This window comes from Ignavibacteriales bacterium, assembly GCA_026390775.1.
Taxonomy (GTDB): Bacteria; Bacteroidota; Ignavibacteria; order Ignavibacteriales; family Melioribacteraceae; genus Fen-1258.
Map to the genome: position 1 here is coordinate 1,601,604 of JAPLFF010000007.1, position 12,847 is coordinate 1,614,450.

The 12,847-nt window shown below is 37.8% G+C and carries 9 protein-coding genes; 5 read left to right on the forward strand and 4 right to left on the reverse strand.

All coding sequences use genetic code 11. The features are described 5' to 3' along the window. Positions 1 to 179 precede the first annotated feature (179 nt). Positions 180 to 953 carry a slipin family protein gene (locus NTZ27_12165; GenBank protein ID MCX6175498.1) on the forward strand — a complete coding sequence of 258 codons (774 nt, stop codon included), beginning with the start codon at positions 180 to 182 and terminating at the stop codon, positions 951 to 953. A 196-nt stretch (positions 954 to 1,149) separates the two neighbouring features. On the opposite strand, the gene NTZ27_12170 is transcribed toward NTZ27_12165, so the two are convergent. From NTZ27_12170 to NTZ27_12185, 4 genes are read right to left on the reverse strand one after another with little or no spacing between them, the layout of a single operon-like run. After that, positions 1,150 to 2,463, reverse strand: a complete 1,314-nt coding sequence (locus NTZ27_12170) for a TolC family protein (GenBank protein MCX6175499.1) — start codon at positions 2,461 to 2,463, stop codon at positions 1,150 to 1,152. A gap of 20 nt (positions 2,464 to 2,483) precedes the next feature. After that, positions 2,484 to 4,091: a DHA2 family efflux MFS transporter permease subunit gene (locus NTZ27_12175; GenBank protein MCX6175500.1), complete on the reverse strand. Its 1,608-nt coding sequence runs from the start codon at positions 4,089 to 4,091 to the stop codon at positions 2,484 to 2,486. Then, a complete protein-coding gene (locus tag NTZ27_12180) occupies positions 4,084 to 5,064 on the reverse strand; it encodes an HlyD family secretion protein (GenBank protein MCX6175501.1) in 981 nt (326 codons plus the stop codon). Before NTZ27_12180 ends, NTZ27_12175 begins: the two co-directional genes overlap by 8 nt. Positions 5,065 to 5,087: 23 nt before the next feature. After that, positions 5,088 to 5,696: a TetR/AcrR family transcriptional regulator gene (locus NTZ27_12185; GenBank protein MCX6175502.1), complete on the reverse strand. Its 609-nt coding sequence runs from the start codon at positions 5,694 to 5,696 to the stop codon at positions 5,088 to 5,090. A 597-nt stretch (positions 5,697 to 6,293) separates the two neighbouring features. Here NTZ27_12185 and NTZ27_12190 point away from each other — a divergent pair. The 4 genes from NTZ27_12190 to NTZ27_12205 all read left to right on the forward strand — a co-directional run bounded on the left by NTZ27_12190 (position 6,294) and on the right by NTZ27_12205 (position 12,413). Next, positions 6,294 to 6,710, forward strand: a complete 417-nt coding sequence (locus tag NTZ27_12190; GenBank protein ID MCX6175503.1) for a hypothetical protein — start codon at positions 6,294 to 6,296, stop codon at positions 6,708 to 6,710. Between the two features lie 503 nt (positions 6,711 to 7,213). Continuing rightward, positions 7,214 to 7,372: a hypothetical protein gene (locus tag NTZ27_12195; GenBank protein ID MCX6175504.1), complete on the forward strand. Its 159-nt coding sequence runs from the start codon at positions 7,214 to 7,216 to the stop codon at positions 7,370 to 7,372. Positions 7,373 to 7,642: 270 nt separating this feature from the next. Beyond that, a complete protein-coding gene (locus tag NTZ27_12200; GenBank protein MCX6175505.1) occupies positions 7,643 to 9,574 on the forward strand; it encodes a T9SS type A sorting domain-containing protein in 1,932 nt (643 codons plus the stop codon). A gap of 70 nt (positions 9,575 to 9,644) precedes the next feature. Next, entirely contained in the window at positions 9,645 to 12,413 is a 2,769-nt protein-coding gene (locus NTZ27_12205) for a T9SS type A sorting domain-containing protein (GenBank protein ID MCX6175506.1), read from the forward strand. Positions 12,414 to 12,847: the final 434 nt, after the last annotated feature.

Consider the following 12,847-nt stretch of genomic DNA (forward strand, 5'->3'; position numbering starts at 1 on the left):
CTTTAGAATATAATTGTTAATATTTCTTGCTCTTGATCATAATCTTATTCTGTCTGGGAAATTGTAGAGAAATTAAATTGTCAGTAAGATAAAAAGTATGGTTAGGAATAAGATTAAGGATTGAGGAAAGAGAATCGTAGATTACAAACCCAGACATAAATTTTACAGGAGGACATTTTATGATACAGGAAACAGTAACAATGCTTTTCATTCTAATATTCTTCATCATCATTATACTCTCGAGCGCGATAAGAATTCTGCGCGAATATGAACGGGGCGTTATTTTCAGATTAGGAAGATTGATCAGCGCAAAAGGTCCCGGGTTGATTTTCCTTATCCCAATCGTTGACAGGATGGTAAGGGTAAGTCTTCGTGTAGTTGCGATGGACGTTCCGTCTCAAGACGTTATCACAAAAGATAATGTTTCGATCAAAGTCAGTGCCGTTATTTACTTCAGGGTAATTGAAGCCTCGAAAGCGATAGTAGAAGTTGAAAATTTTCTTTTTGCCACTTCGCAGTTATCACAAACTACGTTGCGAAGCATTCTTGGAAAATCGGAACTTGACGAACTTCTTTCCGAACGTGAGAAGATAAACCGACTTCTCCAGGAAACAATGGACACGCACACCGCACCCTGGGGCATCAAAGTTTCTCTCGTTGAAGTCAAGAATGTTGATCTGCCACAAGAGATGCAGCGTGCGATAGCGCGTCAGGCCGAAGCGGAAAGAGAAAGACGTGCGAAAATAATTCATGCTGAAGGTGAATACCAGGCGTCGCAGCGCTTAGCCGATGCGTCAAAAATTATAAGCACTTCGCCTTACGCTCTGCAACTGAGATTTTTACAAACATTGACCGAAGTTGCAGCGGAGAAAAATTCGACTATTATCTTCCCGGTACCAATCGATTTATTCAAACCGTTCTTCGATTTAATGGAGAAAGCAAAAAGCAAATAACAATTTTTAAAATAGTTTATCTATTAAACTAATTTCGACATAGATTTTACAAGTGAACGGTCAATATTTTTCTCGGCGAAAATTCATATCAAAATCTGCAGTAATATTTGGCGGCTGTCCATATCCAAAACTTTGTCCGCATATAAATAGCAAAAATATTGTGTGACGACATTTCGCTGTCACGCATCGTGGCAAATCAGTAAATAAAAATTTTATCGCCAACAGCTTTGCGCAGCGAGTAATAACTGATTATACTTTTATACATCGCCTGGATATTCAGTAGCCGCGCCTGTGTTAAAGCGGTTTCAGCATCAAGTACTTCAAGGTTTGTTCCGGCGCCACGTTCGTACTGGATTTTCGCACGTTCCAAAGATTTCTTAGCGTAATCAATTTGATCTTCTGTTGAATTTAACTTCTCAACACCCATTTTCAAATCGCCTATTGTCTGGTAAATATCGGTTGAAATAGATTCTTTAACTTGATCAATCTTTTTGTCAGCGGCATTGATGGCTGCGCCGGCCTCATTCACTTTGTTCTCTGTAAGATTTCCGTTAAAGATTGGGACATCGACTGAAACACTAGTAAACCAATTTCCTCTCATCACCTGGATATTCGGTTCGTAACCGTTTTTAAATCCATAGCCGAGATCGGCTTTCAAAACCGGTTTATCAGTTTGACTTACCATTTCTTTTTGAAGATTTGCCGTTTTACTCGCATCTGTTGCAAGTTTCAATTCCGGTCTCTGGTTGTTGGCCGCATTCAGAAGCGAATCGCTATTCAAATCATACTTGGGTAAATCAAAATAACCGATAATATTGATTTCCTTTTTTCTGTCCAAGCCGATCAATTCTTTAAGATAGAGTTCCTGCTTATTCTTTTCGTTCTGCAGCTCGAGCTTTTCATTTTTGATCTCGATCATCCGGGTTTTTGTGCTCAGCGCATCATAGTCTGTTGCGGTGCCATTCTTGATTCTCAGTTCCGTTATTTTCAGATGTTCTTGAAGCGCCGAATACTGTGTATCTTTAACAGCAATACTTTTTCCCAAGAATAATATTCCATAAAAAACTCTAACCGCTTGGTTGGATAAATCATTCTTGATTAAATCTTCGTTGTCTTTAATGGATTTCATAAATGACGTGGTATAATCAACCTGTAAATCACGCTTGCCGAAATCATACAACGTCTGATGCACGAGAACACTAACGTTATAGTTATTCGCCGGCGCCAGTTCCAAATTTTCTCCGCCGAATGCAAATGCAGGAATGGGACCGATGCGTGTATAGGACGCCACTCCTAATACGGTTGGCAAGTACGAACTTTTTTGCTGTTCAACTCTAAATTGCGCGGCGCGCAGCTCATCCTCTTTTTGCTTAATTAAAGGATGATTTTGAACTGTAAGTTTGATTACATCTTTAAGAGTCAAAGAATTATTTTCCGCCTTTTGCGCGAATGAAATAGAAAAAACAAATATTAGTAAAGCCGTGAGAACGTATTTCAAATTTTTATTCATTGTAGATCCATAAAATTTTGTTATTCAAGTACTTCAATTTTTTCAGCTGATTTTGCTTTTGATATTTTCAAAAATAAAACCGGTATAACCAACACAATTGATAAAAGCGCTGCAACCAGAAAATCATCATTGATTCCCTGTATAAAAGATTGAGAAGAAAGATTAAGTGCAATCATAGCTTTGGCTCTCGAAGTAACTTCGGCGGGAGAACCTCCGACAGAGTGCATCACAAAGTTTTTTGCATGGATTAACGTATTCTGAAATGCCGGTGAACTTGAATCAACATTTTGAGAAAATGATTGCATGTGAAAAATAGTTCTTCTTGTTAGTAAAGAACCGAGAAGTGCAACGCCAAAGCTTCCGCCTACTTGTCGGATTGTATTAAACAATCCAGATGCCTGAGCAATTTTTTGTTTGGGAATATTCAAAAGAGCAACGGCTGATAAAGGAACGAAAATCATTCCGAGAGCAAATGCCCGAACATACAATGGAATTTGAATTTGCGAGCTTTCCGTTTGAAGCGAAAAAAATCCGTAAGCATAAAGCGACCAAGAAAGTAAAACAATTCCTATCATCACCATAAACTTTGGATTGATCTTATCCGTTAATCTTCCTGCGATCGGAGAAACAAAAGCTTGGATAATTCCGAGCGGCAGAAAAACTAATCCTGCCTGAAACGCTGTGTAGCCAAGCGAATTCTGTAAGTACAACGGCAGCAGAAAAGTACTTCCGAAAAATCCGATTCCGAATATGAAGAGAATAATATTAGCTGATGCAAAGTTTCTATCTCTAAAAAGAGTTAGATCAACTATCGGATGTTTTACATTTATTTCCGTAACAATAAAAACAACAAAGCTGATTGCGGATATAAAGAAGCAAGACAAAATAAACGGCGACGACCAACCGCCTGTATTCCATGCGGCGTTACCGTCTGCCAAAGCGAGAAGAAGAGTAGTTAAAGACAAAGTCATACTGATAAAACCAATAAAGTCAAAACTTCTCGTCTTTTCGGTTTTAAATTCTCTTTGAATAATCATAACAGCAATGAGGCCGACAATTCCGACCGGAACATTTACATCAAATATAGCGTGCCATGAAAACGTATCAATCAAATAGCCGCCGACAAGCGGACCGAGCGAAACTGAAGCAGCTGATGCAATTCCCCAAAAACCAATTGCAGTTCCGCGTTGTTCCAGAGGAAACTCGCGCGTTACGATTGCCATGCCTACAGGCATTACAAATCCGGCGCCGGCGCCTTGAACTACTCTAAAAAAGATCAACGCGTTCTCATCCCACGATAAACTGCATAATAACGATCCGAGAGTAAATAGAAACATTCCACCGAGATAAGTTTTTTTGTAGCCGAGATGATCTGCGACCCAACCGGATGAAGGAAGCATCACAGCAAATATTAATAAGTAAGCAGTAAGCACCCATTCAATTTTATCCACGCTGGTTCCAAACGCCGCTGTCATTTTAGAGAGACCAACATTCACAATCGTTGCATCAAGAACTGCCATAAATGTTCCAATCATTACACTGATGAGAACCCACCATTTATAATGTGTGTGTTCGTGATGAAGCGATGGCGCAAAACCAATAGCTGTGTTGCGAAGACCCTTAATCATTCTTCTTTTCCTTTATCTTCACTTCAACAGACATGCCCGGCAGCAATCCAAATTTTATCAGGTCGTTCGCATTTTCCGGTTTGATGGAAATCTTAACAGGAATTCTCTGTGTAACTTTTGTAAAGTTACCCGATGCATTCGAAGGAGGAATCAAAGAAAATTGTGCGGATGTGCTTGTTCCAATCTGATAAACTTTTCCGGAGAATTTTTGATTTGGATAAGCATCTACATTTATTTCAACATCATCGTTCAATTGAATATCGTGAATTTTTGTCTCTTCAAGCTCGGCTGTTACCCAAATATTTTTCATATCGTAAATTGTAAAGATGGGCTGTCCAGGCTGAACTATATCGCCTTCAAGAATCCATCTCTTGGCAACAACACCGTCGATAGTAGAATATAATTTTGTGTTTTCAAGATTTGATTCGATCACTTTCATATCCGATTGAGCAGTAACAATACGGCTTTGTGCGATTTTATATTCCGCCTGCGCGGCTTCCAATCTTTTCTGCGCATTATCAAACTCAGCTTTGGGAATCACATTATCTTTGTACTGCGCTTTCGCTCTATCAAAATCAATCTGCGCTTTCTCGACATTCACTTTTGCAAGATCGATACTCGCCTGTGCATTGTTCAAAACAGCTTTCGTTTGATTTAGTCGGGCGATCAAGTCGGTTGAATCAAGTTCCGCAATTAATTGTTCGGCTTTAACGCTGTCACGTTCATCAGCATAAAGCTTTACAACTCTGCCTAATATTTTGGGACTTACATTTAATCTATTCCCGTCAACAAACGCATCATCTGTGGAAATTGATCCAAGATTTCCGATGAACCAGTAAACTCCGATTGCAAGCACAAGCAGGATAAACAAAAATCCAATCCAAGCGCTTTTCTTTTTATAAAGTGGAACGGACTCAATTTCCTGCTCAAATTCTTCCTTGGTATTATTTTTTATTTTGTCATTATCAGACATGCTACTAATCTCCTATTGTAATATTATTTTGAAATTCCTTTAATGAAAATTTTAATAGCGATGTTCATTTCCGATTGCAGCCCATGAATTGTCTCGTCACTCGTCTTTAGTTCTTTAATAATTCTAAGCGTACGAATACGCAGCCCGTGAAGAATATGGAGAAGGACTGTTCCGGTTTTCCGATGAAGTTTTTTGTCGAACTCACCGTTAGTTTTTCCTTCCGATATTATCCGGTTTATTAAACCCAGTTCTTTCTTTTCGAAATCCATAAAGAATTTTTTGTAGAATGATTTTGTATCCATGAATGTATGAAAGCTGAGCGTGCCGAGATTAAGAAAGCGCTGAAAGTAAACAAGCCTTTTGTTTACAAACTCAATCAATTTTTCGCTGGCAGAAAGTTTATCGGCAAGAATTTCTTCCATCTCTTTAATAAACTCATTCTGTTCCTGGGTTAGAACTGCGTAGAATAAGCTTTCTTTAGTAGGAAAATAATAATAGAGAGAAGCTTTGCCCATCTCGATATCGGCGGCAATCTCTTCCATTGTAACTTTTGAAAAACCGTAGTGAGCGAACAGTTTGCGCGCGGCATCAATTATTGTTTTTTGTTTCTCTTTTGGAAGCTGTTCCGTCATATTCTTCAGTATTCCGACTATTTTACTTGAACGGTCGAAAAATAAGAATAATTCTCGCTAAATAAAAAATATTCATAGGAAAGAATTTTTCCAAATATGATTATGTCCTTTGATTTTGAAACATTGTTGCTATCCAAAACTCAGTCCGCATATGAAAATGCACAGATATTGTATGACGCATTTGAAAATTTATTAATGTTCATATCCAAAACTTTGTCCGCATATAAATAGCAAAAATATTGTGTGATATAACTGTGAAATAAAGAGGAAATAATTGTTGAGGTTAAATATATAACGGGGTTCTATTCAGAATTTCCAGCTGCTTTCTAAGAAAGATGATTTCAAGCTGTAGTTGTGTTTGAGTTTTAAAGAAACCAAGACAAAACAATAAGAAAGATTTAAGCATAATGAGTTTTGATTTGTTGTTTTAAGGAGGACAAAAATATAGATTAAAGTACGAATTAAGTGTTTTTTATTTGGACGAGGTTTTTAATAGCCACAACCTTCTTTTTAAATATGGAGGGGTCAGATATAGAAAGGTGTTTTTTGTTAGATTAATTTCAGCTATTTTATTAATCATAATCATCTGGAAGAGTTATGAAAAAGTACTTAGTTCTTGTTTTAGTCATTCTTTTAAGCGGTTGTGGCAAAGAAGAACCGACACCAGTTACATTAGAACCATCAATAAAAGTTGAATTAGCTGATGATATGAAAAATGCAAACATAGCACTTATTGATTATAGTTTGAGTGGTTTGTCTGGCTCAGCGAGGAATGAAAACACAATTGAAATTCTTCTTGATAAGAAAATTTCAAATATTTGGATCAGTATCTTCGATAAAGACAGTCGATATTTAGATAAAATGAAAATTTCTTATGATAGAGGTGGTTGGGGTCCGCAAAACTATTGGGATAATCAGCAAATTGGAGAACTTACTCCGAGATCATTTTTATATCATACTACAGTTTTTGTTTCACCTTCCTTAATTCATAAAATCGTTATTAGTCTTAATTAATCGGTACATAATATTATGGTTGTCCATATCCAAAACTCCATCCGATATAAAAATGTATAAATATTATATACATAATTATCCTAAACTATATCAATGCTAAAAATGTCAGCCACAATTTGGTCTTATCCATAGTATAGCTGATTTTATTGGTGACTATGATATGGGAGGAGGGTAAGTTACTCTCCGAAGAAGATAATTTCACTAAAGCGCAACGGCAGCATATCTTGATTTCATATCTGAGTTGAGCCAGTGTTTTACTTTTCTTATATACTTTTATACTTTGCCTGTTGTGAGTTCAAGTTTTCGATCAAGTTCGTCATCGTAAATGATCGTCCGAGTAACACTGACGTTAAATACCCCATTATAAAAGATACGTTGTGCAATTATATTTTTGTTGACAATGCATTTATTTTTCTTAACCTTTCAATGGTTATTGTCTCCCATTATCTGATTATATTTTTTTCCCCTCCTAAGAATGCATAAAAATATTTAGCGAGGATGTTATGAAAAAATTATTTACTCTTCACTTATCTTTAATGATTTTGCTCTCGGCTTGCAAAAAATCAATTAACTCAATTGAATCGACATCTACAAATAATACTGGTGCAAATATTATAACTGGACCAACCGTTGACATTACTACACGGCCAATCAGTACATGAGGAAGAGCAATTAAAATCACAAAACCAGACGACTCTCTTGATGGATTCGAGTTGACTTACCACCGAATTCTTTTATCCAAACTCAAAATATAAAGGTTTTCTATTCGCAAATTACTAGTCACCAATTAGGAAGTAATTTAATCCAATGTCTGCTTTCATTCATAAAGAATACAACCGCAGTCTTTTCGATAAACTTATGAAACTGAAAATACCGGAAGAAGAGAAAAGGAATTCTAATTTCATTTATAAACAATAAAGGAGAATTTGAAAATGAAAACCTTTTACCGTTTCTTAATAAAATCAGTTCTATTATGTTTCTTTATTAACGTATCAATATATTCTCAATGGCTTCAAACAAACGGACCTTACGGTGGCTCTATTATTTCTCTTGCTGTAAGCAGTACAAATATATTTGCCGGGACTCATAGCGGTGTTTTTTTATCGACAAACAACGGAACAAGCTGGACTGCAGTCAATAACGGCTTGATAAATACTTACGTTAGATCTCTTGCCGTAAGCGGCACGAATTTATTTGCCGGAACTAATGGCGGCGTTTTTTTATCGACCAACAACGGCACAAGCTGGACTGCGGTAAATAACGGCTTGACTAGTACAACTGTGTACTCTATTGCCGTAAGCGGTACGAATATATTCGCCGGAACTAATGGCGGCGTTTTTTTATCGACTAACAACGGTACAAGCTGGACCGCGGTTAATAACGGCTTGACGAATACTACTGTGTACGCTTTTGCCGTAAGCAGCACTAATCTATTTGCCGGGACTAATGGCGGTGTTTTTTTATCGACCAACAACGGCACAAACTGGACTGCGGTAAATAACAGCTTGACAAATACTTACGTGAGATCTCTTGCTGTAAGCGGCACGAATCTATTTGCCGGAACTAATGGCGGTGTTTTTTTATCGACCAACAACGGCACAAGCTGGACTGCGGTAAATAACGGCTTGACTAGTACTACTGTATACTCTATTGCCGTAAGCGGTACGAATTTATTTGCCGGGACTGATGCCGATGGTGTTTTTTTATCGACCAACAACGGCACAAACTGGACCGCGGTTAATAACGGCTTGACGAATACTACTGTGTACGCTTTTGCCGTAAGCAGCACAAATTTATTTGCCGGGACTAATACCGGCGTTTTTTTATCGACCAACAACGGCACAAACTGGACTGCAGTCAATAACGGCTTGACAAATACTTATGTGTGGTCTCTAGCCGTAAGCGGCACGAATTTATTTACCGGGACTGATGCCGGCGTTTTTTTATCAACCAACAACGGCACAAACTGGACGGCGGTAAACAGCGGCTTGACAAATACTTTTGTGAGATCTCTTGCTGCAAACGGCACGAATTTATTTGCCGGAACTGGCGGCGGTGTTTTTTTATCGACTAACAACGGCACAAGCTGGACTGCGGTCAATAACGGCTTGATTAGTACTACCGTATACTCTTTTGCTGTAAGCGGCACGAATATATTTGCCGGGACTCATAGCGGCGTTTTTTTATCAACCAACAACGGCACAAGCTGGACTGCGGTAAATAACGGTTTAACAAATCCTGCTGTTTCGTCTCTAATCGTAAACGGCACAAATTTATTTGCAGGGACTGGTGGCGGTGTTTTTTTATCAACCAACAACGGCACAAGCTGGACTGCGATCAATAACGGCTTGACTAGTACTATCGTGTACTCTTTTACCGTAAGCAGCACGAATTTATTTACCGGGACTGATGGCGGCGTTTTTTTATCGACCAACAACGGCACAAACTGGACTGCAGTCAATATCGGTTTAACAAGTCCTGCTGTGTGGTCTCTAATCGTAAGCAGCACAAATCTATTTACAGGGACTGATGGCGGCGTTTGGAGGCGTCCTTTGATTGATATGATAACCGATATTGGAGATGAACAGAATAATTTACCAACAAGTTTTTTCTTGCAACAAAACTATCCCAACCCGTTTAATCCAACGACAACAATAAAATACTCGGTCTCCAAAGCAAGTTTTGTTACAATAAAAATTTATGATGTATTAGGAAAGGAAATAGCAATTATAGTAAAAGAGAATAAACCAGTAGGAAGTTATAGCATCGAATTTAATGCAAGTAAACTTGTAAGCGGAATTTATTTTTATCAACTTAAAGCTGGTGAGTATGTGAATACAAAAAAGTTGGTGCTGGTTAAATGATTTTTCGGAATTACTTCTCAGCACGAAAAGATAAGAAGTTTTTTTTAGAACAATAAAGGAGAATCTGAAAATGAGAACCTTTTACCGTTTCTTAATAAATTCAGTTCTATTCTTTTTCTTTCTTAACGTATCAATATATTCTCAATGGCAACAAACAAATGGGCCTTACGGCGGCATCGTTTGGTGTCTTGCTAGTAACGGAACAAATCTTTTTGCGGGTACTTATGGCGGTGTATTTCTTTCTACTGACAACGGCACAAGCTGGAATGCTACGAATACAGGACTTCCCATAAACACTCCAATTTTTTCAATGGCTGTTAGCGGAACTAATCTATTTGTCGGAACCAGCGTCAATGGTGTTTTTCTTTCTACAAACAACGGAACAAACTGGACAGCAGTAAATTCAGGCATTCCCCAAAATTCTACTGTTTATTCTCTTGCTATTAACGGTTCAAATCTTTTCGCTGGAACGTCCGAGGGTGTTTTTCTCTCCACAAATAACGGTACAAATTGGAATGCTGTTAACACAGGACTTACCGACACTTATATTAATTGTCTCGCTATTAACGGAACAAATCTTTTTGCCGGAACTCGTAGCGGTGTATTCTATTCTACGAATAATGGGACTAATTGGACTGTAGTGAATTCCGGTTTGACTAATACATACATTAATTCTCTGGCGATAATCGGGACCAATCTCTTTGCCGGAACGCATGGTAAAGGAGTATTTCTTTCAACAAACAATGGAACAAGCTGGAGCCCCTCAACCATCGGACTTCCTACTGGAGACCTTTGGGTTTTATCACTTTCTGTAAATGGATCGAATCTCTTCGCCGGAACTTCAGACCGGTTTTGGATTTCCAGAAATAACGGTAATAGTTGGACAGATGTAAGCACCGGGCTCACAAACTCCGCAGTTCATTCACTTACGGCTAATGGGGCAAATCTTTTTGCCGGTAATGATGACGGGGTATTTATTTCCACAAACGGCGGGACAAGCTGGAGCGAAGTAAACTCCGGTCTTAAAGGTTCTGTAGTTCAATCTCTTTTATTTAATGGTACGAATCTTTTTGCAGCAACTGATGGAGGAGGTATTTTTCTTTCCACAAACAGCGGCACAAATTGGTCTGCTGTAAACAGTGGATTGGCGGCACTTAATATTAAATGCCTTATTGCTAATAACGCAACCATTTTTGCGGGCGGTGCATTCGGTGTATTTCAAACATCTAACAACGGTACACACTGGGATACAGATAGCACAGGTCTTCCACCAAATCCTTTTGTTAATACTCTATTATTTAACGGAACAAATTTCTTTGCTGGAGTTGATGGTGGAGTATATCTTTCTACAAATAACGGCACAAACTGGAATGCAGTAAATTCCGGACTACCAACAAACACTATTGTTTCTTCCCTTGCAGTTAATGGAACAAATATATTTGCTGGTACTCATGATGGCGTGTATCTATCAACTAACAATGGAACAAGCTGGGCCGTTGTGAACACAGGACTTACTAACACCTATATTAATTGTCTTGCGGTAAACGGGACGAATCTTTTTGCAGGTAGCAACGAAGATGGAATATTTCTTTCCACAAACAACGGTACAAGTTGGTCTGCGGTTAATACGGGGCTTCCCTTTAAATCTTCAATATTCTCACTGGTAGTTAATGGTGGAAATCTTTTTGCAGGCACTAATAGCGGCGTGTTTTATTCTAGGAACAACGGAACAAGTTGGACGGCAGCGAATACAGGATTTGCATACTCTACTTATATTTTATCTCTTACGTTTAATAGTACAAGTCTAATTGTAGGAACTCAAGGTAGCGGTGTATGGAAACGACCTTTGTCGGAAATTATTCCTCTTCAGTATACCGTGACTACCAGCAGTAACCCTACAAATGGCGGTTTTACATCAGGCGGTGGAACATTCGATCAAGGTACGCAATTAACTGTCTCGTCAACTCCAAACAGCGGTTATAGCTTTGTTAATTGGACTGAAGGAAGTAATATCGTTTCAACAAGTTCGAGTTATACATTTACAGTAAATGGAAACAGAACACTTGTTGCAAATTTTGCAGTAATCCCACCGACACAATACTCAGTAAATTTAATAAGTAATCCAAGCAATGGCGGAACTACGGGCGGAGGAGGCAATTACAATTCCGGTACCAGCGTAACAGTAACTGCAACGCCGAACTCTGGTTATACATTTACTAACTGGTTTGAGGCTGGAACAATATTATCAACTAGTACTAATTATACTTTTACTATAAGTAGTAACAGAACGCTTTTTGCTAACTTTACTATTAATAAAGATACAGTAACGGTAACGGCTAATCCTGAAAACGGAGGAACTGTCAGCGGAAACGGTACATATAATTACGGGAGTTTTGTAACTGCAAGAGCCACGGCAAAAAACATAACCGGTAGTAAATTTCAATTTACGAACTGGACTGAAAATGGAATTGAGGTATCTAAAAGTCCTTCATACTATTTTACTATTACAGCAAATAGAAATTTAGTTGCTAACTTTTTAGATATTACATCAGTTAATGATGAAGGTGGAATACCAACTAAGTTTGTTTTATCTCAGAATTACCCTAATCCGTTTAATCCTACTACAAAGATTCAATTTAGTATTCCCAAAGAAGTATATGTCAAACTAAATATATACAATACACTTGGGCAGGAAATTGCAAGATTAGTTGATCAAGAATTACCGGCTTCAACATATTCAGTTGATTTCGATGCAACAGAATTACCGAATGGAATTTATTTTTACAAGATTCAAGCTGGAGAATTTATGCAAACAAAGAAAATGATTTTGCTGAAATAGTTGTTACACGATATGTCCATATCCAAAACTCCGTGCACATATAAAAAGCAAAATATTGTATAACGGTTGGAATTTTATTACTGATTAGGATATATATAATAGATAGAAAAATTAAATCTCGGTCACAAAATGGTCACAACATTCTTAAAAGCTGAAAATAAGTTTAAAACACAGCATTTTGTTCCGGGAAGAGATTCCCTGACTCTCCGCCCAGAAAAATAAAACCTCGATTATAGCAAATGAATGCTGTTTTCGAGTTTTTTGATTTTTAAAGTTGTCGCTGTAGTCTGCTTATTAGGGTGTATTTGGTGTAGTTGGTAATTTTTTTGTCACAAAATTTTCTAATCAATTCTTCATTTCACGAAGCATAAAAAAATGTTAGATCAAAATCATTACTTTGATGACGAATGAGGTTTTGAATAGCCACAGTATAG